Origin of the sequence: Flavobacterium phycosphaerae, from assembly GCF_010119235.1 — a bacterium.
In the GTDB taxonomy this organism is placed as follows: Bacteria; Bacteroidota; Bacteroidia; order Flavobacteriales; family Flavobacteriaceae; genus Flavobacterium; species Flavobacterium phycosphaerae.
Genome location: NZ_JAAATZ010000001.1, coordinates 841,652 through 868,051 on the forward strand (window position 1 = coordinate 841,652; position 26,400 = coordinate 868,051).

A 26,400-nucleotide genomic window follows, 5' to 3' on the forward strand; every position below is an offset into this window, starting at 1 on the left:
GAGTTGCCTTTTTTATGTTATTCTTTCGCCACTTGTTCCTGAAACGCTTTCCAGTCTTTTTCAGTAATAGAGGTTTTGTTTTCCAGTTTTTTGCCTTTGATGTAATCCAGAATATAGCGGGCTCTTTCCTCTGATTCCGGATGGTCGGCAATCCAACCAAATCCTTCCGGCATTTTGTTATCCTGCGCCATTTGGTACATAAAATCCGCCATCGGCTTGGGGTTGATATGCGCTTTCATCATATACTTTACACTAGTGATATCGGCTTCTTTTTCCAGTTTACGGTCATAGGCAGAAGAGGATAAGGTTTTGAGTATTTCTCGAGCCATTTGCCCTCCTTTGCTCCCACCGGCAGCCGTTAACAATACCGAATAGCCTATTTCTTTAGACAGCTTTTTCATCACATGGTTCTTTTCGATATGACCAATTTCGTGACCAAGCACTCCTTGTAACGCTTCTTGTCGTTTGCAATCTTCAATCAATCCGCTGTATACTACCAAATAGTTATTGGGTAAGGCAAAAGCATTGATTTCGTCTTTTTTGATAATGTATATTTTCAGCGAATCCCGCTCAATGTTATTGGCTTCACAGATAGGATTTATCAATTTATCCAATGTTTTCAGAATGGTATCATTCCGAATGATTTCTTCATTATCTTCCAGTTGTGACCAAATCATATCGCCCAATTTGCTTTCCATGTGTTGGGTTCTTTCATTAACTTTGAAGAACTTCATGAAATCCAATTGGGAAAACCCAAACCAAATCAGGAAAAATCCCGCTACGATAATCAATCCTTGTAAAAGTGTTTTCTTCATCATCAGGGTCTACAGATTAAGTTAGTAATATTGCCAAAAAACAAGAACTGTATGTGCTTTCCTTTTCGGGTTTGCACCGCAGCATAAACGGTTGAGATAATCTCCAATAAATTGAAAACGATTACCGTAAATATGTAAGCAAAATATTGATTGCTTACTCTTTCCTCGGTAAACAGTATGGAAACGGTCCACCAGAAGCTGGCACTGTTAATGCCCAACAATGCTAACTGCGAAAACAACGCTTGTGTACAATGCCACCGCACATAGTAAGTGCCTTTGCGGTTGGCTAAATAAAAGAAAAAAGTTGCCAATAAATTAATAATCGGCAAAGGCAAACCGGCAATAAGCGCCACCAAAGACATCAAATAGCTGTTGGAGGCTTTTTCGCTTTCGTGTTCGCTGGGTTTATAAGTAAAAGTGGTTTCTTGTATCATAACTGTTTGTATAAATTCCAAATCCAATTGAGTAGCACCAACGCTATTAACAGCGTGGCGAGCCATGGTTTTCTGAGTACTGTTTCTGTTTTTTTATAAGCCGTATAAAAGGTTTCCTTTTTTAAAACGATATCGATTAAAATCCAAACCGGAAAAACGGTCATGATGCCTGCCACCAGTAAGCCAAAAGGATTCAGTAGTATTGATTCTTTGATTTTACCTTCCGTAAGTAATAAAACAGCTCGGGTAGTACCACAAGATGGACAAGGATACCCCGTCACATTTTTGATGATACACACTCGAACTGTTTCATTTTGTACCGCATGAATTTGGTAAAAAGATAACTAAATCCGACAAAACAAGCTATAAGCAACAAGGAATATAACTTATTTCGGGTCATTTTTTAGTATAGTGAATTTTGGAAAAGCTCCATGTTTTTTTCACGCGTAGCACCCATAATCAGGAACCAGTCGATGATAGTCCAAATTCCTAAACCTCCACAGGTTAATAGTTTCCCGATTCCCATTCCGGTATCGCCAATCATAAAACGGTCGATTCCTAAACCGCCTCCTAATAAAGAAACGATAATGCTCGTGGTTGGGTCTTTAAATTGGAGTGTTTGTACCATTCCCCATTTGGAGTCGTCCAAGCTTAATAATTTTTCTCTGATGGCATTCAGATGATGTCCTTCAAAGTATTTGGCATTCGACATCATGAACATGTCAACTTTTTGTGATTCCATACGTTTTGTTTTAATTGGTTATGTTAATTGATGGCTCTAATATATAAAATTCTTATAAAAAAACAACATCTCAACATAAACAATTCTAAACCTTACTAGAGTTCACTGTCAACAGGTTCCCAAAGTTCAATTTTATTACCCTCAGGGTCAAGTATCCAGCCAAATTTTCCATAGGCGTACGATTCCATTTCTCCGACTATGGTTACGCCTTCTTCTTTTAGAACGTTCAACAAGGCTTCTAAGTCGTGCACTCTGTAGTTCATCATAAAAGGTTTATCGCTTGGCGAAAAATACTTGGTGTTTGCGGCAAAAGGCGACCATTGGGTGGTTCCGTCGTTACCGTCTTTATCTTTCCATTCAAATGACCAGCCGTAAGGGCCGGCCGGAATGCCGAGATGATTTTTATACCATTCGCTAATGGCGTTAGGGTCTTCGCATTTGAAGAAAAAACCGCCCAAACCGGTTACTCTTTTGAGGTCTTTATTGCTCATGATTTATCGCTTTTATAAAATAAGGTTACAGCCAGTAAAAGTAAAACTCCTTCCACGGTAAAGAAAAACATAGCGTTAAAAACATCCTGAGCAATATAGCTACAGCCCAATCCAAAAGCAATCAGTCCGATACTCAAGTATAAAACCTGAATTCGGGCCACATGTTTTCCTTCTAAAATAGGCTTGGCCAAAAAGAACATCCAAATACCGGAAAGCAACATCATAACAGAAGAATAAAGCCAAATCATTTGCATACCTTGAATGGCAGTGCCGTTGATTTCTCCTTTTTGAATGTGTTCTAAAACAGCGGGGAACCCCATGAAAGCATGAGGAATGAATTGTAGCACGGTCAATAGTCCTACAACTACAACTAAGTAGTAACTAACTTTGTTCATACAGCTTACATTTAGAAAGAGTGATGAACAAAGCTAGTGAATACTAGGCAATTATCGGATTACTTTTTTGGTAACCTTTGTTCCGTCTTCGGAAGTTAACTGCACTAAAAGTACTTGATTGGTAGAATCACTAGTAATAGTCGTTTGGGTGGCATTAATAGCTTTTTTCTCCAACAGTACTCTTCCTTGTATATCAAAAATGGTAACCGAAGCCAGTTTCACATTTCCGGCATTGATGACTAACTCGTTAGCCATTTTATAAATCATCACCTGATTGGCATTAAAAGCAGGGTTGGTTACTGCCAAGGGAGTTTGGTAAATCATTTGAAAACGGGAATCAAAAGTTCCTGCAGCAGAAGAAAAAGTGTAACCTCCGGTCTGCAAATCATGAACCGTTCCGGTAGTATTGTCTTTTAAATAGATAGGTTGGTTTTCTAAAAACAAGCCGTCAACATGGTCAATCGCAATGGTATACTCGCCGGCAGTAGTCACTTTAAAATTTAACGGAACCGTATCGGCTGCATCAAACGGCAATGCTCTTCCCTGAATAGTATAAGGGGTGGTCCCTATTAAAGAAGTTAAAGAGACGGCACCATCGTTCATTGATTTCCCGTCTATTGAGGCATCCACTCCTTGGGTGGCATTTGAAATATACCCCACTAATGTTTGTGAAAAAGCACCGTTAGCATTCGAAGCATTCAACCAGATACGGTTTTTTTCAACGATAGCCGTGGTTTTAAAAAACTGGTTGTCGTGATTGAAGATTCGCATGGTATTATCAAAATTTAAATCCGTTCCGTTTCCGGTGGCTTCTACTAAAAACCCTTGTCCGGTTTGTATAACTCCATTCGGGTCAACTGCCTGAGGGTCTTCATTGGTTACAAAGCCTAAGGTAGACCAGGTGCAATAAGCAGCATTGGCTGTACCATTCGTTTTTCTCCAAAAATAAAGTGTCCCGGTAATGTTATCGCTGTTGGCGGTTACAAAAGTAGTCGCATCTATGGGTGACGGATAAGGGTTTCCAACCAAATTAAAGCGGTTCCCTTCTCCACTGTCTACCATAGTATAAGTATAGTCGCCGTTATTAGGAACGCCCACAAACTGACCCGTCCAAAGTGTTGGGGTAGTAGCCGGATGATTGTTTGGCATTCGGATCATATAACCGGTAGCATTAGCAAAAGTGGTAGTAGTAGGATCGGTTATATCATAAACATTAGTATCCGTATTGTAAGTATAGAAACGGATATTGGTTGGTCCAACATTGGAGGTTTGCGGGGAAAAGCCTAATAAGGTTTGGGTACCGGCAACCGGTGAAGCCCACAAAGTATAATCTAATCGTTTCAACAGCGAACTGTTGCGTTTGATGATAATGGCTCCTGTGTTGGTATTGGTAGTGCCATCCTGAATCAAATTGGCATCATTATTAAAGACAACCAAACTTCCTGTTTCAACCGTCAGTCCTTCGGTTAAACTAACAGTATCGCCTGAAGAAATCACCACGTTAGCACTGTTGTTTACGGTTAATGAATTGGCATCAATACTGGTTCCGGCCGAAGTAAAAGCGTCGGAAATCACAGCATCCATGGTAAAATCTGGGGTACCATTGCTCCAAGCACCATTGCTCCACGTGGTCGTAACCAAATTGACCGTATTAGTTGATTTTGCAGAAGTGGTTCCTCCGGAAGTCAACCCTTGGGTAACAACCTTTTTAGTTTGTGCCTGCCCTCCAATAGTTCCCAGGAAGAACAGTAATAGTAAAATATAAGGTAGTAATAATTTTTTCATGACGTAGGTTATTAAGGATTAGACTTATAGAAGTAATTTAGATAGTATTGGGGTTAAAATACTACTCAAATATCCGAAACATATAACCGTGAGGTTTTACTATTAGTTAAACCGTCATTTTGAAAAGACGAAAAGACCTTTGCTATAGACGAAATGTATTTTTGCCGATTAACTGCCGTCAACGAGTCTCTTTTTTATGGGAAAGGTTTTTTGACGGCATAAAAAAATCCCTATTGGTAAAACAGGGATTTATATTTGAGTTTGAAATAGGTTTTTACAATTGTAGTTGTAAAATTTTGTCAACTATAGTCTGTGCCAATTTTTGATGACTTTCATAGGTCCAACCGGCTATGTGCGGCGTTAATAAAACATTTTCAGCCTGAAGTAAATACTCGAAAGCTTTGGGTTTTTCGGTGTCAATGAATAAATTTTCAAAAGATAATTTCTCATATTCCAACACGTCCAATCCGGCGCCTAAAATTTTTCCTGATGTTAAAGCCGTAACTAAATCATCGGTTACTACATTTTTCCCTCTTGACGTGTTGATAAACCAAAATGATTTTGCAAAAGCGTTAATGAAATTAGTATTGACCATTTTATCGGTTTCCGGAGTCCAAGGAATGTGCAGACTAAGGACATCCGCCTTCGCTTGTAATGCTGAAAGTGAAACCTGCTTGGCATTGTCATCACCTACATTCGGAAGAATATCATAACACAACACTTCTACATCAAATCCTCTGAGTTTTTTGGCAAAGGCTTTTCCCATATTGCCATAACCGATAATCCCCACGGTCTTTCCTTCCAGCTCGTAACCACGATTGCCTTCGCGTATCCATTGGCCTTGTCTCACTAATCTATCGGCACGATTGAGTTTATTCATTAAGGAAAGCAACATTCCCAAAGCATGTTCGCCCACCGCATTCCTGTTGCCTTCGGGTGCTGCAATAAGGTGAATCCCTTTGGCTTGGGCATAGTCAATGTCAATACTTTCCAATCCTGCCCCTACGCGAGCAATGAATTTTAAGTTAACCGCTTTGTCTAAAAAATCTTTATCAATTTTAAAGCGGCTTCGAATAACCACGCCGTGATAGTTGTGGATTTTGGCTTCGACTTCCGTTTTAGTGGAAGTAAAATCGGCTTCATTTTGAAAACCGGCTTGTTCCAATTGTTCCCACAACAAAGGATGATTGCTGTCGATGTGGAGTATTTTGGTGTCTGGTATGGACATAGTTTGGTGTTGAAAGGGTAAAGATACTATTTATTAAAAGACCATAAAAAAAGCCGCCCAATTTCTCGTGGCGACTCTTAATCAACTTAACTAAACTTTTTTATTTTTCTAAGATTTTGATAACGGTTCCCAACATTACATTGGCACCAATAGCTAAATCTTCATAGGAGGAATACTCTAGCGGATTGTGACTAATCCCATCTTTACAACGCACGAATATCATCCCGTAATCACAAGCATAGGATAACGCCAGCGCATCATGGAAAGGGCCGCTCATCAGTTCGATTTCATCCAATTGCAGTTTTTGACATTCGGCATGAATGATTTCTTTAATCCAATCAGCACAGTATCTTGGGTCACTTTTAGTGTCTTCTGATATTTCGTAAGTCAGTTTATGTTTGGCACAAATCGAATCAATTTTGTCACGCAATTGTTTCTCATAACGGTTTCTTCTGTCTAAATCGATGTCACGTAAATCAACGGTAAAGGTCACTTCTTCCGGAATGATATTTCTCGATGCCGGGAAAATGTTCAACGTTCCCACCGTTCCCACGGTTGGATTTCCGGGAACTTGTGTAGCAATTTCATTAACGGCCACAATAATTTCTGCAGCACCTACTAAAGCATCTTTACGAATCGGCATAGGAACAGAACCGGTATGTCCTGCCATTCCTTTTAACTTAACCGTCCACCAAAGCGGTCCCGAAATTCCGGAAACTACTCCTATTGGTTTATGTGCCAAATCTAAAATTGGCCCTTGTTCAATATGCAGTTCCAAAAAGCAAAAAATGCTTCCTTGTTTATATTCTGATTCCTTAAATTTAGTGATGTCGCAACCAAAGTCTTTTAATGCTTTTGCTCGAGTGATTCCGGCTGCATCGGTACGTTCTAATTCACCTTCTTCCAGTTTTCCAAGAATACCTCGTGAACCAAATAAGCCTTTATTAAAGCGCCACCCTTCTTCATCGGCAAACGAAATCACTTCGATTGGTCGCTCCGGAACAATGCCATTGTCATGTAATGTTTTCACCACTTCAATAGCACACAATACGCCCGCTACTCCATCAAATCTTCCTCCATAAGGCTGAGAATCGAGATGTGAGCCCATCATTAAAACCGGTAAATCGGGATTTTTTCCTTCCAGTCTTCCGATAAGATTCCCGAAATTATCAATGCGAACCGACATTCCGGCTTCCTTCATCCATGAACCGGCGATTTCAAATCCTTGCTTTTCCAATTCGGTGTGTGCAGGACGGCATGTACCCGTTTCTCCAATTTTGCCAATCAGACTCATGGCTTCGAAGTGTTGTTGTAATCGAGAAGAATTAATTTTCATCTTAGTGGTCATTTAATGGTCTTCCCTCTCTTTGCCAGTCTTTCCAGTTGATGTATTCCGGAGCTACACGATGTACTTCCATGGTAATACAATTATCCACCGGACAAACTAATTTACATAAATTACAACCCACACATTCCTCTTCTTTGATGGTGTAATTATTATAAGGAACACCCCTTTCGATATTGATAGATTGATGCGAAGTATCTTCACACGCAATATAACATAAGCCGCAATGGATGCATTTTTCCTGATCAATGTTGGCAATATGGTGGTAATTGATATCTAAATCTTCCCAATGGGTGATTTTTTCTACGGATTTACCAATGAAATCGGTAGTCTTTTGATAGCCTTTTTCATCCATCCAGTTGCTTAATCCTTCACACATATCTTCTACTATACGGAAACCGTGTGTCATAGCAGCCGTACAAACCTGAACGGAAGTGGCTCCCAAAAGCATGAATTCAACGGCGTCTTTCCATGTGCTTACTCCACCGATTCCTGAAATCGGCACCTTGGAAGCCAATGGATCTTGTGCAATTGTCGTCAACATTTTTAACGCAATGGGTTTCACTGCCGGACCACAATAACCTCCAAAGACACTCTTTCCTGCCACATAAGGATTAGGCACTAAAGTATCTAAATCGATACCGGTTACACTTTGAATGGTGTTAATTAAACTCAAGGCATTGGTTCCGCCTTCTACAGCCGCTCTTCCGGTTGGTACAACAGAATGCACATTGGGTGTAAGTTTTGTAATTACGGGAATGGTTGCTTTTTCCATTACCCATTCCACTACCATTTTGGCAATTTCCGGGTCTTGACCAACGGCAGCTCCCATCCCTCTTTCGGTCATTCCGTGTGGGCAACCAAAATTTAATTCAAACCCCATGGCACCCGCGTCTTCACATTTCATAATGAGTTCGTGCCACGATTTACGATCGTTATCCGCCATCAGCGAAACAATCATGGCTCGGTCTGGGAACATTTTCACCACTTCCGTAATTTCCTTTAAATTGATATCCAAAGGACGGTCGCTGATTAATTCAATATTATTGAATCCCATAATACGTTTTCTTCCGTATTCTACAGAAGAGTATCGGGAGGAAACATTTTTTACTTGGGAACCTAAGGTTTTCCAAACTACGCCACCCCAGCCTGCTTCAAAAGCGCGGACAACGTTTATTTTTTTATCGGTTGGTGGCGCACTGGCCAGCCAAAATGGGTTTGGTGATTTTATGCCTAAAAAATCGGTTGATATATCTGCCATGATTTAATTATTGAAGGTTGGTTTTAATTCGGATTCGATAATATAATCCGGGCTAATGATGTATTTTAAAATGGCGGCGGCTCCGTCTTTTCCGGCTTGCACCGCATCAACTACTTCTCTTCCTCCGTTGACACAATCGCCTCCGGCAAAAACTTTAGCTAATTTGGTTGCCGATTTTCCGCTTACTGCAATTTTTCCGTTATTGTTGTCGATATTATTGTCATTAACCAAAGTTTGGAAAGGCATTTGCCCGGCCGCTTTGATGACCATATCCACATCTAATGTAAACGTTTCTCCTGAAACTATAGGACTTCTTCTGCCGCTGGCATCGGGCTCCCCTAATTTCATTACATCACAAATCAATTGAGATACTTTGCCGTTTTCACCTTTAATCTCTTTGGGCGACGCTAACCAAATAACTTTACAGCCGTCGAGTTTAGCAATATCCAATTCTTTTTCGGTACAAGGCATTTCAGCTTGAGTTCTTCTGTAAACTAACGTTACATCAGAAGCTCCTAATCTTTTAGCTTGGGTTGCAGCATCAATGGCGGTCATTCCCATCCCGATTACAGCAACTTTATCGCCTACAGCTATTTTGGAATACTCATTATTTCGTAACTCATAAATGAATTTGATAGCGTCTTCTACCCCTTCCAAATGTTCGCCTTCAATATCTAATTGACGGGCTAATCCCACTCCGAAAGCCATATAAACCGCATCGTAGCTTTGTTGTAATTGTTCTAAAGTGATATCTTTTCCAAATTCGTGATTGTATTTGATATCGATACCTCCAATGGAAGTAATATAATTCACCTCATCTTCACAGAATTCAGGGTTACCTTATAGGCGGCAATTCCATAAGTCATGAGTCCGCCTCCTTTAGCTTCTTTTTCATAAATTGTTACATCGATTCCTTCGCGGCTTAGTGTATGAGCACAGCTCAATCCGGCAGGTCCGGCTCCTATAACAGCCACTTTTTTGCCTTTTGAAGGTTTTCTATCGAATAATTGCCACTTGTTTTCCATCGCTTTTTCGGTAGAGTAGCGTTGCAATTTGGCGATATTGATTGGCGTTTCATGCATCAAATTATAGACACAAGCTCCTTCACATAGTTTTTCTACCGGACACACTTTACTACATCCGGCTCCCATAATATTGGAAGAAAATATAGTATGCGCTGAACCTTTAAGGTTATCGGTTGTAATTTGTCGGATGAATTTAGGCACGTTGATGGAGGTTGGACACGACTTCATACAGGGCGGATCGTAACAAAACAAACAACGGTTGGCTTCCACCACAGCGGCATCTCTGGTTTCAAATGGCGGATGAATATCGGTGAAATTTTCCTGATACTCAGCAGGGGTTAATCGGTTATTTTTTATGCTCATATTTTGGTTGGTTTAATATCATTAATTTATTTAAGGGGCTGTTATTTCTCCGTAAGTTTCCGGTCTTCGGTCTCGGTAAAATTGCCACTTGCTTCTGATTTGTTCAATCAAGTCCAAATCGAATTCAGCTACTAGCAGTTCATCTTTATCTTCAGAAGCACAAGCAAAAATTTCTCCTAACGGATTTACAAAATAGGAGGTGCCGTAAAAGCGCCCCAGGTTCCATGGTTTTTCTATCCCCACACGGTTGATGCAGCCCATGAAATACCCATTCGCTACGGCATGAGCCGGTTGTTCGAGTTTCCATAAGTTTTGAGATTGGCCCACTGTGGTGGCCGATGGATTGTAAACAATTTCAGCTCCGTTTAATCCAAGGCAACGTGCTCCATCAGGAAAATGTCTATCATAGCAAATGTAAACACCCACTTTGGCATACTTGGTTTGGAAAACAGGGTATCCTAAATTCCCCGGTTTAAAGAAGTATTTCTCCCAAAAACCTCCTGTCTGCGGAATGTGATTTTTACGGTATTTACCTAAATAGGTTCCGTCTGCATCAATTACTGCTGCGGTGTTGTACAACACCCCGGCTTGGTCTTTTTCATAAACCGGAACTATAATCACCATATCGTACTTCTTGGCATACTCAGCCATTCGCTCAGTAGTTGGACCGGGGACCGATTCAGCAGAAGCATACCAAGCACTGTCTTGCCCGGGACAGAAATAGGGCGTATTGAAAATCTCCTGAAAACACAGAATCTGAACCCCTTGTCTTCCGGCCTCTTCAATATAGGGAATGTGCTTTTGCACCATGGCTTCCATGATTTCTGGAATGGTGCCTTCACCTTCCGTTTTGGCTAAACTCAATTGGATTAAGCCTGATTTTACAATTCTTGCCATAGCTTATATTTTTCCGTCTACTTTATTTCGTTTTACAAATTGGCCGTAGCCCTTTTGCACTTTACATTCATTATTGTCAATAACTACTTTCCCTCTCAGTAAAACCGTTTTTACTTTCCCGGTAAGTTCCCAGCCTTCATATCCGCTGTAATCTACATTCATGTGATGGGTTTTGGCAGACAGCGTGTGTTTTTCATTGGCATCAAATAATACAATGTCAGCATCACTACCAATCGCAATGGTTCCCTTTTTCGGAAACATTCCAAAAATTTTAGCCGCATTAGTACTGGCTACTTCTACATATTTATTCAAAGTGATTTTACCTTTGTTGACCCCTTCACTGAAAAGCAATTCCATTCGGTTTTCGATTGCCGGGTGACCATTTGGTATTTTAGAAAAGTCATCTTTGCCCATCAGTTTTTGTTCCCACATAAACGGACAGTGGTCAGTAGCCACTACGTTAACGAGTCCTTGATTCAATCCGGCCCAAAGTGTTTCTTGATCTTTCTTTTCACGCAAGGGTGGGCTCATCACCCATTTGGCTCCTTCAAAGTTTTGTTCATACAAACTGGCATCCAAAACCAAATACTGTATACAGGTTTCTACAAATACATGTTGGTTTCTACGAGTAGCGAAACGAACCGCATTTAAGGCACCTTCACAAGTCAGGTGCACTATATAGCCCGGGCATCCCGTATAGTCGGCCATGTCGGCAAAACGACTGCTGGCCTCTGCTTCAGTAACTTCCGGTTGTGATAAATAATGGTACAACGGTGCGGTTTTTCCTTCTGATTTATGTTTGGCAATTAAGAAATCAATCATGTCTCCATTGGTAGCATGCACATTAATTAAGCCTCCATGCTTTTTCACTTCCTGCATCAAACCAACCATTTGTCGGTCGTCTATCATTAAAGCGCCTTTGTAAGCCATAAACGTTTTGAAAGAAGTGATACCTTCGACCTCTATAAAATGCTGTATTTCCTTTTTAGTTTCCTCGTTAAAATCGGTTACCGCCATATGGAAACTGTAATCGCCTACCGCATTGTTATCACTTCTCCCTTTCCATTCTTGTAGGGCGGATTGCAGACTTTTCCCTTGGGTTTGAAGAATGAAATCGATTACCGTTGTAGTTCCACCATATAAAGCGGCACGGGTTCCTGTTTCGTAGTTATCGCTACTGTAAGTTCCCATAAACGGCATATCTAAATGCACGTGTGGGTCAATACCGCCGGGCATGACTAACTTTCCTGAGGCATCAATGACTTCATCGGCCTGCACATTCAAGTTTTTGCCGATGGCTGAAATCGTCTCGCCTTCTATATAAATATCCGCTACATAATCATCGGTAGCAGTTATAATTCTTCCGTTTTTAAGTAAAATACTCATATTTTTATTCTTTATTCTTCATTAAAATCCAATACACTATTCCACTTATCCCAAATCCTACGAACCAAGCGTAATGATATAGCCCCGAAATCCATTCCGGAAATACGGTAGTATCTACTACTTTAATGGTTAGTAAAAAACCCGGGACATTAGGAATAATTCCTAGTAACAAGGCCCAGATGGCTTTAGTATTAAATCCACCTGAAAAACTGTATATTCCTTTTTTATTATACAAATCATCCACAATCAGTGTTTGTTTGCGGATGAAATAATAATCGACTATCATAATACCTCCAACGGGTCCGAGTAAACTGGAATAGCCTACCAACCACGTGAAAATATACCCTGTAGGGTCAGCAATTAGTTTCCATGGGAAAATCATAATCCCAATAATTCCTGTTATATAACCGCCTTTTCTGAAATCAATTTTAGAGGGAGATAAATTCGCAAAGTCATTGGCCGGGCTCACAATATTAGCGGCAATATTGGTGGCCAATGTTGAGATGGCTACGGCAATCATGGCAATGCTTACCAATAGTTTACTATCAAATTTTCCAGCCAATATAACCGGATCCCAGATCGTTGTTCCAAAAACAATGGTGGTTGCCGAAGTCACTACCACCCCTACAAAAGCGAATAATGTCATCGAGGTAGGCAGCCCATAAATCTGTCCTTTGATTTGGGCGCTCTGTGACGTAGCATATCTGGTGAAATCAGGAATGTTTAAAGATAAGGTTGCCCAAAACCCTACCATTCCTGTCAGTGCCGGAAAGAAGAAATGGAAAAAGTCAACGGAGTTGGTAAACTTAGAATGGGTTTCTAATATAGGTCCTAAACCATGCGCTGCACTGATAGCCCAAAACAAAAGAGCCAAAGCAGCCACCGGTAAAAAGATAGCCTTAAAAACCAACAACTTTCGGATGCTCTCCACTCCCAAATACACTACATACATATTCAACAACCAAAACAAGAAAAAGCAAATTGCCGGTCCTGTTTGTAATCCCCAAGAATCCGGAAAGACTTGTGGTAATGTTTCAATACTTGGTATCCAAAGACGTACCATTTGATAAATGGCGAAACCTCCAATCCAGGTTTGAATTCCAAACCAACCGCAAGCAACAATAGCTCTCAGCATAGCCGGAATATTGGCTCCTATAGTTCCGAAACTGGCTCTGGCAAATACCGGAAACGGGATTCCGTATTTAGCTCCCGCATGACCGTTTAAAATCATTGGAATTAAAACGATTGTATTGCCTAAGAATATTGTTAAAATAGCCTGCCACCAATTCATCCCGCCTTCAATCAACGAACTCGACAACATATAGGTCGGAATACAAAGACTCATGCTGATCCAAAGTGCAGCATAATTCCAAGTGGTCCAGGTTCTTTTTTCGTTAGATACCGGAGCCAAGTCTTCACTATACAAAGACGAGTTTGTATGATTTAGGTTTTCGGACATGTTTTTTGATTTTAAACTAAAGCAGCATCTGAAATTTTCAAGGTTTCGCTAATAATGGCTAATCCTTCATCTATTTGTGCTTCCGTAACACATAAAGGCGGTGCTATAAAAATATACCCCCAACGTACAAAAGTGTACATTCCCAATTCACGGATTTTGCCTGCAATGGCATTAGTCACTTTTAAGTCATCGCCAGCACCATTGTAAGGCGATATCAATTCACCGGTATCTTTATTTTTTAAAACATCTAAACAACCTAACAATCCTGTGTTTCTGAATGTTCCCATACTAGGATGTTTAGCTCTCATGGCCTCGATACGAGACTCTAAATAAGATCCCATTTTACGAGTGTTTTCTATGAGTCTGTCGCTTTCGTAAATATTGATAACCGCTAAAGCTGCTGCCAAAGCTACAGGATGACCGTTATAGGTCAAACCAATCATCATTGGTGTGTTTTCAAATTTGGCAGCTATGGTATCGGAAACCATCAAACAGCCTAACGGTAGATAAGATGCCGTCAATCCTTTGGCCATACAAACCATATCAGGAACGATGTCATGGTTTTCAAAACCGAACCACTTCCCGGTACGACCAAATCCACTCATTACCTCATCGGCAACGAATAAAATGCCGTATTTTTCACATAGCGCTTTCACGCCTTTTAAGTAGCCTTTTGGGTAATGCAAACAGCCCGAAGAACCGCTTTCGCCTTCAAAAATAAAAGCGGCAATATTGGTTTTCCCTTCCAAATGAATAACTCTTTCTACATACTCCAAGCTTAAAGCTAACTTAGTAGCATCATCTAAATCTTTCATCCCGAAAAAGTAATAAGGATCATCCAAATGCACGGCATTCGGCATTTGTTGGGAATCGTTTGCCAGTTTTCTTGGATCGCCTCCAACGGTCATCCCTCCTATGGAACCACCATGAAAAGCTCTATATCTTCCTATAATTTTATGTCTACCGGTATACAACCTAGCCAATTTAATAGCATTGTCAATAGACGAAGTCCCACATAAGGTGTAGAATGCTTTGTTTAAATTACCCGGACAGATTTCAGCCAACTTTCTAGATAATTTGGCTCTGATTTCAGTCGTGCAACTCGGGGTTACAAAACTTACTTTTTGCATTTGTTCTACTACGGCATCAGTAACTCTTTGGTCGCCGTGGCCAATATTTACGGACATCAAGCCCGAGGAAAAATCAATAATTCGGTTGCCGTCGTAATCGTATAAGTATACCCCCTCCGCTCTCTCTATCGCAATAGGATTCACACTTGCTTGGGCTGACCACGAGAATAAACTGAATTCTTTGCTGTCGTTTATAATTTGTTCTTTGGTCAGGGTTTGTTCTTTTGTAATCATTTCAATTGTATTTTATTAACTCATCCAGTTCACGCCCGCTTCGGCATTCCATTTCACGGTGCTTTTCTTTAATTTGGTCCAAAACTCAATAGAGCTTTTTCCGGTGATGTCGCCTACACCGAATTTACTTTCGTTCCAACCGCCAAAACTGAACGGTTCTCTCGGCACCGGAACACCCACATTTACGCCAATCATACCGGCACTGGCCTTGTCAATGATGTAACGTGCCATTCCACCGTTTTGAGTGAATACACTTGCGGCATTTCCGTATGGATTTTTGTTTTCGATAGCTAAAGCTTCGTCCACCGTATTGGTTCGGATGATTGAGATTACCGGTCCGAAGATTTCTTCACGAGCTACACTCATATCGGGTGTTACAAAGTCGATAACTGTTGGCCCTACATAAGTCCCTTTTTCTTTTCCGGCCACTTTGGTGTTTCTTCCGTCAACTAATATTTTGGCACCGTCTTTTTCGGCTTGGGTAATATAACTTTCAATACGCTCTTGTGAAGCGGCATCGATAACTGCTCCTAAGTTTTGCCCCGGAACTATTTTGAGGGCTTCGTCACAAATTTTGGCTACGATATGGTCAATAGCTCCAACGCCTACCATAGCCGAAGCGGCCATACAACGTTGACCGGCACAACCCGACATTGACGCTGCCACGTTTTGAGCCGTCATATCCGGAATAGCATCCGGTAATACCATTAAGTGGTTTTTGGCACCGCCTAAGGCCAAGCATCTTTTTAAATTTTGAGTCGAGCGTTGGTAAACAATCTTCGCCACTTTAGTAGAACCTACAAAAGAAACTGCTTCAATTTTTGGATGGTCACAAATGGCATTAACCATATCAACACCACCGTGAACCACATTGAACACTCCATCCGGAAGTCCGGCTTCTTTTAATAATTCGGCCAAACGACCACAGCTCAACGGCACTTTTTCTGAAGGTTTTATAATCATACAGTTGCCTAGAGCAATCGCGTTTGGAATAGTCCAATTCGGAACCATTGAAGGGAAATTGAACGGTACTATTGAAGCCACAACGCCCAACGGCACATGTTCGGTTCTGCATTCTACACCTTTGCTTACTTCTAATAATTCTCCTGTAATTAATTGTGGTAATGAGGTGGCAAACTCAGTTAGCTCGATACATTTTTCAATTTCGGCTACGGATTCGCCGTAAGTCTTTCCGTTTTCTTCACTGCATAGTTCTGCGAGTTCTTTTAGGTTTTTTTCTAATAAGGTTTTATATCGAAAGAAAACCTGAACTCGTTCCTTAATGGGTGTTTTGCTCCAAGCCGGAAATGCCGCTTCGGCTGCTTTCACAGCATCGTCTAAATCTTTGGCAGCGGATAAAGGGACTGTAGATAAAAAACTCCCGTCTAAGGGAGAGATAACATTTAAAGTTTGTGTTGTGGAAGATGGAACGAACCGTCCATTGATGTAATTCTGAATTGCTGAATATTTCATTGAAATTATTATTATTTTACAAATATTTTAATAAAAGTAATAACAAATATATAATAAACAAATTTTAGTAATGAATTATTATCATTTTGGTATTTTTCACGACAATTAATAAGCATTTTCAACTGTTGGAATTCAGAAATGATGTAAAACTTACTTTTTAAAGCGTTTTCAAAAGTTTCTTAGTAACAATTGAATGTTAATGAAAATAGTGTGTTACCGTTTCTTCGATGTAAAAAAACTTATTTTTGCGACACAACAACACAACTAAACATCATGGAAGAAAAAACAACTAGTTACAAGGAAGCTGGTCCTTTGAACCAATTCACTGTAACCATCAATGAAAAAAACGAACCCCCCACCGCTTTCATAACCGTCAAAAAAAACGGCAACAAAGGAGAAGCCCGTTTTCAAACTACTATTGACGACTTAACCCAAATGGCTAAAGTGGCTAATCTTGCCAAAGCCAAATTCAGAGCCATCAGCAAAAAACAGGAAGCCAGAAAAATAAAATCGGAAACAGCATCCATCGAAGTCATTTTGATGCCCGAAATTATCGTTCCGCCCATTGACGAAAAAGATTTGTCGAAAATAATAGCCGATTATTTTAAAGATATCGAAATTGAACAACTGGCTAATCGCTATCCTTATAGTGAAGAGCAAATTCGTTATCATATGGAGAAAAAAGGCATAGTGCTTTTTGATTGATTGTACTAAGTTGTTTTATAACAGGGATTTATATTTTTTCATCCCATTGAATGAATAAAAATAATATCAGCACTTTTTTAATTTAAGTAAATCACCATAATTTTTATGGTGTATCATTTCGGGTATACCAAATTGGAGAAGTGACGATACGAGTTCCGTCGGATTCGGTTATATCTACATAATAGTAACGAGTGCCACCATTTGCTAAAGCAGTATGAGTATAGGTAATTGATCCTGAAGTAGTACTAGTCAAAATTGTGGCTGTTGTTCCGCTTCCCGGTATTCCAGAATAAATTTTTAATGAGGTTACCGGAGATGAAGTAACACTCGTCACAGTTATTACAGGAGCTCCGGCGGTAGTAACAATACTCCCTAGATTATTTGTGTTTATTTTAAACGTTACTTGGGCAGAACAATCCTCGCTGGCATAAAAACGCATAGCACGCATAGCACCAAGAATATTGTTTTCGGTCAAAGAATTAGCCAATACCACCGTCCTGATATTGGAAGTGTGACCATGAGTAATATTGTGGTTATCGTGATCCATAGTTGGCCCTAAATGATAGCCTCTTGCTAACATATTCCTGTAATATGACAAATAAGCCATTGAAGTTGGAGGATCATTATAACTAGTACTGGTAGAAAAAGCCGGACCGCTCTCAACAGCAGTTCCAACTATGGCATTATCTGCTTCAGTATTATAAGTGGTCATTATGTTGCTATAATCACTATTGTTAGGGTGAGCTAGTGTAGCAAAAGCATTACCTCCATAACCATTAATTGTACTAAACAACCCTGTTGTTCCTATGTAATCAGACTTAGCAACATAGTGTTGATATTCTCCGGAATCCCAGCCTAACAAATCCGGAATTCCATATACAATAACATGTCCACCTCCGGAAATAACGCCCCATTCCATACCATATAAAGCTAAAAAAGTAGCTGTAGAAGCAGAAGCTGCTTGTGCTCTTCCTTGAATCCAATTGCTAAGCGACATACCGGCAGCAACATGATTATGTTCACTTATTCCCAAAAAATCCATACATGAAGCGGCATCAGCATAAGCAAAATCACCCGATGGCAATCCTGTGCCATCACTATATTCTGTATGTGAATGGAAATTACCGTAATAAAAATTTAAACTGCTTGAATTGGTAGCACTATTACCAACCAAAGGCGAAGTTGTGTTATAGGCAGGTCCATTATCACAATTGAGTTTGTTTAGAGCAAATACAGTAAAATAATAGACGGTTGAAGGCGTCAATCCTGTTGCAGAAAAACTGGCAGCACTCGACTTTCCGAGAACTATTCCGTTTCCTAGCGCATCACCAATGGCATAAACTGTTCCGTTTACTGGAGCTGTGTTTAAGGGTGTCGAAACGCTGTAAACTATAAGATATTCGTCAGCAGTAGTAGCTGTAAATGTTCCGTTTATAGTTGTTGTAGCTGTGGTAAGGATAATATTTGTAGGCTGTCCTAATGGAGCAACACAAGGAGGTGGTAAAGTAGTTGAGTCACCTGTTAAAGGACTACCAGAATCGTAGATTGCACTATAATAACACATTCTGAATTCGAATATAAAGACGTAATATGTAGTATTTGGCAATAACCCGGAAGCAACAAAAGTGGTGGATGTTCCTGCTCGCATTACTGTTGCGTTGCCAATTGAATCACCACTGTGATACATTACTCCATCAGCAGGAATCTCTGATAAAGTTGAATCAGTGCTAATCAGAGATACATAGCCATTAGCAGTTTCTGAGGCAGTAAAAGAACCTGAAATAGTATTGAATTGAGGCGCATTGAAAGTCAGAGCAGTCGGTGGTTGTATTACCTTATCATTGCCACAAGGAGACAAATTAGTATTGCTAATTATTGATATATAATTAGATACCGGTCGTAAAGCAGTATTTGAAAAAGCAGGGATTGAAAATACTAAGGCGTAAATTATTCCTGATATCAGGCTTACAATAAAATGTTTCTTCATGTTTTGGACGAATTCAGAACCCACGAATATAAATACTTCTTCTAAAAGACAGTATTATTAAATAAAAAAACATGAAAATCAATATTTTAAAACCATTTTTTTGAGTTTATGCGTACAAAATCAATTTTCAATATCACAAAGAAGTATTCTTAGAAAGAACCATTATTTTTCATATTTTAGTACAAAATAGTTTATCATGAAAATGTCCTTTTCCCTTTTTCTGTTTATAATTGTTACAGCTACATCATTCTGTCAAGAAAAAACAAAAAACAAAATCAATATTCTACTAGACTCCTGGCATCAAGCGGCGGCAGAAGCTAATTTCAATACTTACTTTGACTTAATGACTGAAGACGCCATTTTCATTGGTACTGATGCTACCGAAAACTGGAACAAAACTGCTTTTCAAGCTTTTGCCAAACCGTATTTTGACAAAGGTAAAGCATGGAATTTTACTGCATTGGAACGCCATATTTATTTCAGCAATGATAAAAAAATGGCTTGGTTTGATGAATTACTGAATACGCAAATGAAAATTTGTCGGGGCTCAGGCGTTTTGGTTTTACTCAATGGAAATTGGAAAATAAAGCACTATGTTCTTTCGATGACCATTCCTAACGACAACACCGATGCGGTTATTAAAATTAAAGCTCCTATTGAAGAGGCTTTAATCACTCAACTAAAAGATAAAAAAAAGTAATTCTTTTTTCAACTTCCTGAAAACCATAGTTTTTCTTTTTTCGTAAGTAGAAGGAAAGAACAGAACTATGAACCTCAATAAAAAAATTAACACGATATTCAGCACTATATTGGCTATGGTGCTGTTTTCATTGATTTCTTTGGTATTGTATATAATGCTTTTTACATTGTAAACAACCCTTTTGCCCTAACCAACTATGATTTATCATTTAAAAAAACACTTGATGTTTGGTTAGTTTTGTTTAGAAAGAAAAGCACTATTGTGATGAAGCAGTAGTGCTTTTTGATTTAGTTAAAAATCCTAAACGCATTTTTTTTGTTTTCAAAAAAACCAAACCTGAGCTTTCCCCGTACATGACTTCATAAACAAAAAACAAAGCATTATGAAGACTAACAAAAAAATAAAGACCGCCTTACTGAGCCTCTTGGGAATTTTTCTTTTACTGTTTGTCATACTGGTTTATCATATAGCTACAGCCAAACCCCCGGAAAATGCTACCATACAAGTAAGCCGAATTGATTTTGACAAACCGTTCGACTCTTTAAGCACTATCGATATCAAGCAAAAACTACATACTATTGCCGGCGTAAAAGACGAAATTATCGTAAAAAGAAATGTTGTCGTTTATTTTCACGATAACCGCATTGCTGATTCCAAAAAAGTATACGATCAACTAATGACCAAAGGAAACTATAAAGCAGAACGTTTTATACTTCCTGAAAATCTTGCCAGCAAGCAAGTATGTCCCGTGATGAAAAAAGATGGCGTCAGCTATAAGTTTACCAAACTGGTACAAAGCGTTTTTAATTAATCTATTAAATATATTGTTATGACAAAGTTTTCAAAAATTGCACTCTGTGCATTAGTAATCGGAGCATCATGCTTTACTTCTTGTAGTAGTGATGACTCAACACCGGCAACACCTTCTATATACATGAGATTAGGAGGAACGACATTAGTTGATGATCCGGACAATTCAGATCCGGCAATAAAAATTGAAGCCGGACGTTTAGCTTACCGAAAAGTGGTCAACACTACCATCGGTCTGATTGTTGCCGATGTGCAATCAAACGCTTCCGGAAATTTAAGCGCTCATTTTGCGCCACTTTTAGCCGAAGTTCAAGCAAACAACACCACAAACCTGGCTGAATTAGTAGATAATTTAACCGATTTCTTTTCGTATAACACCGGAGGAACAAACGCTGTAAACACCTATTCAGGATTAGATATGGTGGCTGCTCACAATCCTGCTGTAAACACCAGAATGGGCGTAAAAGCTACCGATGCTAATTACACCAAATTTGAAGGCTACGTCGGTGCCGCTGCAGTTCAAAACGGAGTGGCTGCCAACACCCAATTATACACTGATATTGTTGCCGTATTAGAATCGTTAAGAGATCCTATTGTTCAATAATAACCGTTTTGTTTTGTTTTAGAAAGAAAATGCCACCTCAATTTTGGGTGGCGTTTTCTATTTATTTCAGATTCTCAAGCATTTCAACAGTCATGGATGCTAAATCAAATTTGTGCTTCCAATTCCAATCTTTTTGTGCCGCACTGTCATCAATCGAAGCCGGCCAACTGTCGGCAATCTTCTGACGGAAATCGGGCTTATACGAAATGGTAAAATCAGGTATATGGTTTTTAATTTCAGCTGCAATTTCTTTTGGTGTAAAGCTGACTCCGGCCAAATTATAGGAAGAGCGAATTTTAATATTGTCTGCCGGTGCCTGCATAATTTCAACCGTGGCAGTAATGGCATCATCCATATACATCATCGGCAAAGCGGTCTCTTCCGAAAGGAAACATTCATATTTTCCGTTTTTTAATGCTTTGTGATAAATATCAACTGCGTAATCGGTAGTGCCTCCACCCGGCTCGGTTGACCAACTGATTAATCCCGGATAGCGAATGCTGCGCACATCAACCCCGTAAATATTATGGTAGTATTCACACCATCTTTCCCCGGTCTGTTTACTGATTCCGTATACAGTAGTCGGTTCCATAATGGTATATTGTGGTGTATTTATTCTTGGTGTGGTTGGTCCAAAAACGGCGATGCTCGAAGGCCAAAATATTTTTTTTATTTTTTTAGCTTTCGCCAAATTCAAAACGTGAAACAGCGAATTCATATTCAAATCCCAAGCAAAAGCCGGATTCTTTTCTGCAGTAGCCGAAAGTAAGGCCGCCATCAGATAGACTTCTTCAATCTGATGTTCTTCAACAATGTGTTCAATTTGGTTAAAATCTAAAGCGTTTACCACTTCAAAAGGTCCCGAATTCACCACATCAATATTCAGTTTTCGGATATCTGAAGCAATTACATTGTCAACGCCGTATAGGCTTCGTAGCTTTTTGGTAAGCTCAGTACCAATTTGTCCGCAAGCCCCAATAATTAAAATTTTTGTACTCATTTAGTGTGTTAGTTTGTGAAGCAAAGATACAGTTTTCAAAAATGTTTTTTTGGTAAAACCCAACGTTCTTTTTGCAAAAAATTACCATTCTGTTAACGGCCTCATACTGAAGTTTCCATTTACCTTTGTACCTTTGTGACTTAAATTTTGCATCAATGAAAATCACTTTTTTCGGTTTACTTCTGGGATTATTGTGTTGTATCTCCTGTCAGGAAGATCCAAAACTCCGTGCGTTAGAACAAGAAAAAGCAGCCCAAAAAAGAGAAGTTATTTTCAACAACATCAACAAAGGCTGGACATTTAACGCACAACCCATCAATACCGTATCGCGAAATTTAACCGGTAATTGGGCGGAATGGCGTGTTTTTTTAAATGAATTGGCTCAAAAACCCAAAAGCAGTTTAGGGGCTTTTCAGCAAAAAGCAAAAACCCTTTCTAAAAGAGCTACAGAGCTAAACAACAATATCCCATTAAAGTACGATTTACCGGAAACCAGAAGCCGAATCGGAGCCATTGCTACCAAAATGAATTCCATCAACCTCTATATTCATCTCAATCAAATTCCGGACAACAAGATTGTTCAATTGGTAAAAGAAGTCAATGTAGAAATGATTGCTTTCCAAAATCAACTGGATGAAATAGTTCGAAAAAGCGAAATTAAAATGGAAGACGGCGAAAGTGATATGCTGCAAATGCTGGATACTGCGCGTGCCATTCCAACCAACAATCCCAACTTAACGCCAACTAAATAAGTTTTGAGTCAAAACTCGTTATACAACACCTACCTGCATTCGGCGAAAGTCAAACAAATAGCAGAGGCACTCGAAAATCCTTTAACCAAATTACAGTTAAAAGGACTTTCCGGTTCATCGATGTCGTTTGTGTTTCAGGCTATTTTTAAAAAAAGTGAAAAACCATTTCTTCTACTTCTGAATGAAAAAGAAGAAGCCGCCTATATCCTGAACGATTTAGAACAAATGATTGGCACCAATGATGTGCTATTTTATCCCAGTTCCTATCGTCGTCCGTACCAAATTGAAGAAACCGACAATGCCAATGTTTTGTTGCGTTCTGAAGTGTTGAACCGAATCAATTCCCGAAAAAAACCGGCCGTTATAGTTACTTATCCCGAGGCACTTTTTGAAAAAGTAGTCACGCGAAAAGAACTCGATAAAAACACCTTGAAAGTTTCGGTTGGCGATAATGTTACCATCGATTTCATAAACGAAGTGTTGTTTGAATACGAATTCAAACGTGTGGATTTTATCACAGAACCCGGTGAGTTCTCTGTGCGTGGAGGGATTTTGGATGTCTTTTCGTTTTCGAATGATAACCCCTATCGTATCGAGTTTTTTGGTAATGAGGTGGACAGTATCAGGACCTTTGATGTAGAAACGCAACTTTCGGTCGAGAAGCAAAACAAGATTACCATTATCCCCAATCTAGAAAATAAATTCATCAAAGAAAACCGCGAAAGTTTCCTCGATTATATCAGTGACAAAACGGTTTTATGTATTGAAAATGCCGAGTTTTTAACGGCGCAATTAGACAAACTTTTTGCCAAGGCGATAGAAACTTTTGACAAACTTTCCAAAGACGTTAAACACGCCGCGCCGGAACATTTGTTTCTGAATCAAGAAGGTTTTTTACGCAAAGCATTAGATTTTTCTATCATAGAATTATCTAATAAACCGTTGTTCAAAACGACTAAAACTTTTGAATACCATATACAACCTCAACCTTCGTTTAACAAGCAATTTGATTTGCTATTGAACAATTTGAGCGACAATCATTTTAACGGGTATACCAATTATTTGTTCTGTTCCAATGAAGGACAGGCGAATCGTTTTCATGATATTTTTGAAAGTTTAGACGAAGCCAATCACGAGAATGTTCGCAAACAATACCACACCATTGTAGCTTCTCTTTATCAAGGATTTATCGATGAAGAAAACCAAATAGCTTGTTATACGGATCATCAAATTTTTGAGCGTTACCATAAATTCAGCATCAAAAACGGTTATTCCAAAAAGCAAACACTAACTTTAAAAGAATTAAATTCCTTATCCGTTGGCGATTATGTGACGCATATTGATCATGGTATCGGGAAGTTTGGCGGTTTGCAAAAAATTCAGGTCGAAGGCAAAACACAAGAAGCCATTAAACTAGTGTATGCGGATAATGATATTGTGTATGTGAGCATTCATTCGCTACATAAAATATCCAAATACAACGGCAAAGACGGCACTCCACCCAAGATTTATAAACTTGGTTCCAATGCCTGGAAGGTTTTAAAACAAAAAACCAAAGCACGAGTTAAGCATATTGCCTTTAACTTAATTCAGTTGTATGCCAAGCGAAGATTGGAAAAAGGTTTTCAGTTTGCACCGGATAGTTATCTGCAAAAAGAGCTGGAAAGTTCCTTTATTTATGAAGATACACCGGATCAAATTACAGCCACTCAAGACGTCAAAGCCGACATGGAAAAAGACCGTCCGATGGATCGATTGGTTTGTGGCGACGTAGGTTTTGGGAAAACGGAAGTAGCTATTCGTGCCGCGTTTAAAGCTGTTGACAACAGTAAGCAAGTCGCGGTTTTGGTTCCAACTACCATTTTGGCTTACCAACATTACAGAACTTTTTCGGAACGTTTAAAAGATATGCCGGTGAAAGTGGGCTATTTAAACAGATTCCGCACCGCCAAACAAAAAGCCCAAACTTTGGAAGAATTGGCTTCCGGGAAGTTGGACATCATCATTGGCACCCACCAATTGGTCAACAAAAATGTACAGTTCAAAGATTTAGGATTGTTGATTGTGGATGAAGAACAAAAATTTGGTGTCAATGTAAAAGACAAACTCAAAACGATAGCCGCTAATGTGGATACTTTGACCTTGACGGCTACGCCTATCCCGAGAACCCTGCAGTTTTCATTAATGGCAGCTCGTGATTTATCCGTAATTACAACGCCTCCACCAAATCGTTATCCCATCGAGTCACAAGTGGTTGGTTTTAATGAAGAACTGATTCGTGATGCTATTTCGTATGAAATTCAGCGAAACGGCCAAGTCTTTTTCATCAATAACCGAATTGAGAATATCAAGGAAATTGCCGGTATGATTCAGCGGCTTGTTCCTGATGCCCGCGTAGGGATTGGTCACGGCCAAATGGAAGGCACCAAGTTGGAAGAATTGATGCTAGGTTTTATGAACGGTGATTTTGATGTGTTAGTGGCCACCACCATTATTGAAAGCGGTTTAGATGTGCCGAATGCCAATACCATTTTCATCAACAATGCTAATAATTTCGGACTTTCTGATTTGCATCAAATGCGAGGTCGTGTTGGAAGAAGTAACAAGAAAGCCTTCTGTTATTTTATTTGTCCGCCGTATTCTGCCATGACGGATGATGCCCGAAAACGTATTCAAGCGTTGGAACAATTCAGCGAATTAGGAAGTGGTTTTAATATTGCCATGAAAGATTTGGAAATTCGCGGCGCAGGAGATTTATTGGGCGGTGAGCAAAGTGGTTTTATCAATGAAATTGGTTTTGAAACCTACCAAAAAATCATGAACGAAGCCATTGAAGAGTTGAAAGAAAACGAATTCAAAGACTTATATGACGATGGTGTTGAAGACGAAAATAAGGAATATGTAAAAGATTTACAGATTGACACCGATTTCGAATTACTGTTTCCGGATGAATACATCAACAACATTTCGGAGCGTTTGAATTTGTATAATGAATTAGGAAACATCAAGGATGAAGCCGGTTTGTTGGCTTATGAAACCAAGCTGATAGATCGTTTTGGTCCGTTACCAAAAGAAGCCTTAGCACTACTCAACAGCATTCGCATTAAATGGATTGCCACTCAAATGGGTATTGAAAAAATCGTCATGAAACAGGGCAAACTGATTGGCTATTTTGTTTCCGACCAACAATCCGATTATTACAATTCAAAGTCTTTCCGTCACATGCTGACTTTTGTGCAACAGCATGCTAACCTCTGTAAAATGAAAGAGAAAGAAACCAAAAACGGTCTGCGTTTGCTGCTCACTTTCGAAAATGTAAAATCAATTTCCAGAGCGCTAGAGTTTATGGAATTGATGAAAAAATAAAAAAGCCACTCAA

General features: G+C 39.4%; 25 protein-coding genes. 6 read left to right on the forward strand and 19 right to left on the reverse strand.

From position 1 onward, the window contains the following. Positions 1-17: 17 nt before the first annotated feature. From GUU89_RS03640 to GUU89_RS03715, 17 genes are all read right to left on the reverse strand, one after another. Entirely contained in the window at positions 18-818 is an 801-nt protein-coding gene (locus tag GUU89_RS03640; protein WP_162126650.1) for a M48 family metallopeptidase, read from the reverse strand. After that, the gene (locus GUU89_RS03645; protein WP_162126651.1) at positions 818-1,249 is read right to left on the reverse strand and encodes a DUF4870 domain-containing protein; all 432 of its coding nucleotides are present in this window, start codon (positions 1,247-1,249) and stop codon (positions 818-820) included. The genes GUU89_RS03640 and GUU89_RS03645 overlap by 1 nt, the downstream gene beginning before the upstream one ends. Beyond that, positions 1,246-1,548, reverse strand: coding sequence for a DUF2752 domain-containing protein (locus tag GUU89_RS03650; protein WP_162126652.1), 303 nt, complete (start codon positions 1,546-1,548; stop codon positions 1,246-1,248). The genes GUU89_RS03645 and GUU89_RS03650 overlap by 4 nt, the downstream gene beginning before the upstream one ends. A 104-nt stretch (positions 1,549-1,652) precedes the next feature. After that, positions 1,653-1,991, reverse strand: a complete 339-nt coding sequence (locus tag GUU89_RS03655) for a TM2 domain-containing protein (RefSeq protein ID WP_162126653.1) — start codon at positions 1,989-1,991, stop codon at positions 1,653-1,655. Positions 1,992-2,086: 95 nt separating this feature from the next. Further along, positions 2,087-2,482, reverse strand: a complete 396-nt coding sequence (locus GUU89_RS03660) for a VOC family protein (protein WP_162126654.1) — start codon at positions 2,480-2,482, stop codon at positions 2,087-2,089. Next, the gene (locus tag GUU89_RS03665) at positions 2,479-2,877 is read right to left on the reverse strand and encodes a hypothetical protein (RefSeq protein ID WP_162126655.1); all 399 of its coding nucleotides are present in this window, start codon (positions 2,875-2,877) and stop codon (positions 2,479-2,481) included. The genes GUU89_RS03660 and GUU89_RS03665 overlap by 4 nt, the downstream gene beginning before the upstream one ends. Before the next feature lie 51 nt (positions 2,878-2,928). Further along, the gene (locus GUU89_RS03670; protein ID WP_162126656.1) at positions 2,929-4,662 is read right to left on the reverse strand and encodes a T9SS sorting signal type C domain-containing protein; all 1,734 of its coding nucleotides are present in this window, start codon (positions 4,660-4,662) and stop codon (positions 2,929-2,931) included. A gap of 274 nt (positions 4,663-4,936) precedes the next feature. Beyond that, positions 4,937-5,890 carry a 2-hydroxyacid dehydrogenase gene (locus tag GUU89_RS03675; protein ID WP_162126657.1) on the reverse strand — a complete coding sequence of 318 codons (954 nt, stop codon included), beginning with the start codon at positions 5,888-5,890 and terminating at the stop codon, positions 4,937-4,939. Positions 5,891-5,990: 100 nt separating this feature from the next. Beyond that, positions 5,991-7,226: a M20 family metallo-hydrolase gene (locus GUU89_RS03680; RefSeq protein ID WP_162126658.1), complete on the reverse strand. Its 1,236-nt coding sequence runs from the start codon at positions 7,224-7,226 to the stop codon at positions 5,991-5,993. A 1-nt stretch (position 7,227) separates the two neighbouring features. Further along, positions 7,228-8,496 carry an NAD-dependent dihydropyrimidine dehydrogenase subunit PreA gene (gene preA, locus GUU89_RS03685; protein WP_162126659.1) on the reverse strand — a complete coding sequence of 423 codons (1,269 nt, stop codon included), beginning with the start codon at positions 8,494-8,496 and terminating at the stop codon, positions 7,228-7,230. A gap of 3 nt (positions 8,497-8,499) precedes the next feature. Beyond that, on the reverse strand, positions 8,500-9,309 hold the full coding sequence (locus GUU89_RS14775; protein WP_202924432.1) for an FAD-dependent oxidoreductase: 810 nt from the start codon (positions 9,307-9,309) through the stop codon (positions 8,500-8,502). After that, complete coding sequence (locus GUU89_RS15245) at positions 9,306-9,884, reverse strand: FAD-dependent oxidoreductase (protein ID WP_202924433.1); 579 nt, start codon at positions 9,882-9,884, stop codon at positions 9,306-9,308. Before GUU89_RS15245 ends, GUU89_RS14775 begins: the two co-directional genes overlap by 4 nt. 30 nt (positions 9,885-9,914) lie before the next feature. Then, the gene (locus GUU89_RS03695) at positions 9,915-10,781 is read right to left on the reverse strand and encodes a nitrilase-related carbon-nitrogen hydrolase (protein ID WP_202924434.1); all 867 of its coding nucleotides are present in this window, start codon (positions 10,779-10,781) and stop codon (positions 9,915-9,917) included. Between the two features lie 3 nt (positions 10,782-10,784). Beyond that, complete coding sequence (gene hydA, locus GUU89_RS03700) at positions 10,785-12,167, reverse strand: dihydropyrimidinase (RefSeq protein WP_162126660.1); 1,383 nt, start codon at positions 12,165-12,167, stop codon at positions 10,785-10,787. 4 nt (positions 12,168-12,171) lie between these two features. Then, positions 12,172-13,626 (reverse strand): NCS1 family nucleobase:cation symporter-1, encoded by a 1,455-nt coding sequence (locus GUU89_RS03705; protein WP_162126661.1) that lies wholly within the window; start codon positions 13,624-13,626, stop codon positions 12,172-12,174. Positions 13,627-13,637: 11 nt separating this feature from the next. Beyond that, positions 13,638-14,990: an aminotransferase class III-fold pyridoxal phosphate-dependent enzyme gene (locus GUU89_RS03710; protein WP_162126662.1), complete on the reverse strand. Its 1,353-nt coding sequence runs from the start codon at positions 14,988-14,990 to the stop codon at positions 13,638-13,640. A 15-nt stretch (positions 14,991-15,005) separates the two neighbouring features. Beyond that, positions 15,006-16,463: a CoA-acylating methylmalonate-semialdehyde dehydrogenase gene (locus tag GUU89_RS03715; RefSeq protein WP_162126663.1), complete on the reverse strand. Its 1,458-nt coding sequence runs from the start codon at positions 16,461-16,463 to the stop codon at positions 15,006-15,008. A 273-nt stretch (positions 16,464-16,736) separates the two neighbouring features. On the opposite strand from GUU89_RS03715, the gene GUU89_RS03720 reads away from it, so the two are divergent. Further along, positions 16,737-17,168, forward strand: a complete 432-nt coding sequence (locus tag GUU89_RS03720) for a hypothetical protein (RefSeq protein ID WP_162126664.1) — start codon at positions 16,737-16,739, stop codon at positions 17,166-17,168. Positions 17,169-17,271: 103 nt separating this feature from the next. Here GUU89_RS03720 and GUU89_RS03725 read toward each other — a convergent pair whose 3' ends face one another. Next, entirely contained in the window at positions 17,272-19,155 is a 1,884-nt protein-coding gene (locus GUU89_RS03725) for a CehA/McbA family metallohydrolase (RefSeq protein WP_162126665.1), read from the reverse strand. Between the two features lie 202 nt (positions 19,156-19,357). On the opposite strand from GUU89_RS03725, the gene GUU89_RS03730 reads away from it, so the two are divergent. From GUU89_RS03730 to GUU89_RS03740, 3 genes are all read left to right on the forward strand, one after another. Then, positions 19,358-19,855, forward strand: coding sequence for a nuclear transport factor 2 family protein (locus tag GUU89_RS03730; protein ID WP_235922068.1), 498 nt, complete (start codon positions 19,358-19,360; stop codon positions 19,853-19,855). A 382-nt stretch (positions 19,856-20,237) separates the two neighbouring features. Beyond that, complete coding sequence (locus tag GUU89_RS03735; protein ID WP_162126667.1) at positions 20,238-20,666, forward strand: hypothetical protein; 429 nt, start codon at positions 20,238-20,240, stop codon at positions 20,664-20,666. 18 nt (positions 20,667-20,684) lie between these two features. Then, the gene (locus GUU89_RS03740) at positions 20,685-21,269 is read left to right on the forward strand and encodes a globin family protein (protein WP_162126668.1); all 585 of its coding nucleotides are present in this window, start codon (positions 20,685-20,687) and stop codon (positions 21,267-21,269) included. A 61-nt stretch (positions 21,270-21,330) separates the two neighbouring features. Here GUU89_RS03740 and GUU89_RS03745 read toward each other — a convergent pair whose 3' ends face one another. Then, positions 21,331-22,269, reverse strand: a complete 939-nt coding sequence (locus GUU89_RS03745; RefSeq protein WP_162126669.1) for an L-threonine 3-dehydrogenase — start codon at positions 22,267-22,269, stop codon at positions 21,331-21,333. Between the two features lie 155 nt (positions 22,270-22,424). On the opposite strand from GUU89_RS03745, the gene GUU89_RS03750 reads away from it, so the two are divergent. Continuing rightward, the gene (locus GUU89_RS03750) at positions 22,425-23,021 is read left to right on the forward strand and encodes a hypothetical protein (RefSeq protein WP_162126670.1); all 597 of its coding nucleotides are present in this window, start codon (positions 22,425-22,427) and stop codon (positions 23,019-23,021) included. 3 nt (positions 23,022-23,024) lie between these two features. Further along, on the forward strand, positions 23,025-26,387 hold the full coding sequence (gene mfd, locus GUU89_RS03755; protein ID WP_162126671.1) for a transcription-repair coupling factor: 3,363 nt from the start codon (positions 23,025-23,027) through the stop codon (positions 26,385-26,387). Positions 26,388-26,400 lie beyond the last annotated feature (13 nt).

Coding starts and splice junctions, on each gene's coding strand:
- GUU89_RS03715 (WP_162126663.1), bottom strand. CDS start 16,463: ATGAAATATTCAGCAATTCAGAATTACATCAATGGACGGTTCGTTCCA.
- preA (WP_162126659.1), bottom strand. CDS start 8,496: ATGGCAGATATATCAACCGATTTTTTAGGCATAAAATCACCAAACCCA.
- GUU89_RS03750 (WP_162126670.1), top strand. CDS start 22,425: ATGAAAATCACTTTTTTCGGTTTACTTCTGGGATTATTGTGTTGTATC.
- GUU89_RS03670 (WP_162126656.1), bottom strand. CDS start 4,662: ATGAAAAAATTATTACTACCTTATATTTTACTATTACTGTTCTTCCTG.
- GUU89_RS03730 (WP_235922068.1), top strand. CDS start 19,358: ATGTCCTTTTCCCTTTTTCTGTTTATAATTGTTACAGCTACATCATTC.
- hydA (WP_162126660.1), bottom strand. CDS start 12,167: ATGAGTATTTTACTTAAAAACGGAAGAATTATAACTGCTACCGATGAT.
- GUU89_RS03710 (WP_162126662.1), bottom strand. CDS start 14,990: ATGATTACAAAAGAACAAACCCTGACCAAAGAACAAATTATAAACGAC.
- GUU89_RS03740 (WP_162126668.1), top strand. CDS start 20,685: ATGACAAAGTTTTCAAAAATTGCACTCTGTGCATTAGTAATCGGAGCA.
- GUU89_RS03725 (WP_162126665.1), bottom strand. CDS start 19,155: ATGAAGAAACATTTTATTGTAAGCCTGATATCAGGAATAATTTACGCC.
- GUU89_RS03695 (WP_202924434.1), bottom strand. CDS start 10,781: ATGGCAAGAATTGTAAAATCAGGCTTAATCCAATTGAGTTTAGCCAAA.
- GUU89_RS03745 (WP_162126669.1), bottom strand. CDS start 22,269: ATGAGTACAAAAATTTTAATTATTGGGGCTTGCGGACAAATTGGTACT.
- GUU89_RS03705 (WP_162126661.1), bottom strand. CDS start 13,626: ATGTCCGAAAACCTAAATCATACAAACTCGTCTTTGTATAGTGAAGAC.
- GUU89_RS03655 (WP_162126653.1), bottom strand. CDS start 1,991: ATGGAATCACAAAAAGTTGACATGTTCATGATGTCGAATGCCAAATAC.
- GUU89_RS15245 (WP_202924433.1), bottom strand. CDS start 9,884: ATGAGCATAAAAAATAACCGATTAACCCCTGCTGAGTATCAGGAAAAT.
- GUU89_RS03660 (WP_162126654.1), bottom strand. CDS start 2,482: ATGAGCAATAAAGACCTCAAAAGAGTAACCGGTTTGGGCGGTTTTTTC.
- GUU89_RS03680 (WP_162126658.1), bottom strand. CDS start 7,226: ATGAAAATTAATTCTTCTCGATTACAACAACACTTCGAAGCCATGAGT.
- GUU89_RS03645 (WP_162126651.1), bottom strand. CDS start 1,249: ATGATACAAGAAACCACTTTTACTTATAAACCCAGCGAACACGAAAGC.
- GUU89_RS03665 (WP_162126655.1), bottom strand. CDS start 2,877: ATGAACAAAGTTAGTTACTACTTAGTTGTAGTTGTAGGACTATTGACC.
- GUU89_RS03735 (WP_162126667.1), top strand. CDS start 20,238: ATGAAGACTAACAAAAAAATAAAGACCGCCTTACTGAGCCTCTTGGGA.
- GUU89_RS03675 (WP_162126657.1), bottom strand. CDS start 5,890: ATGTCCATACCAGACACCAAAATACTCCACATCGACAGCAATCATCCT.
- GUU89_RS03720 (WP_162126664.1), top strand. CDS start 16,737: ATGGAAGAAAAAACAACTAGTTACAAGGAAGCTGGTCCTTTGAACCAA.
- GUU89_RS03640 (WP_162126650.1), bottom strand. CDS start 818: ATGATGAAGAAAACACTTTTACAAGGATTGATTATCGTAGCGGGATTT.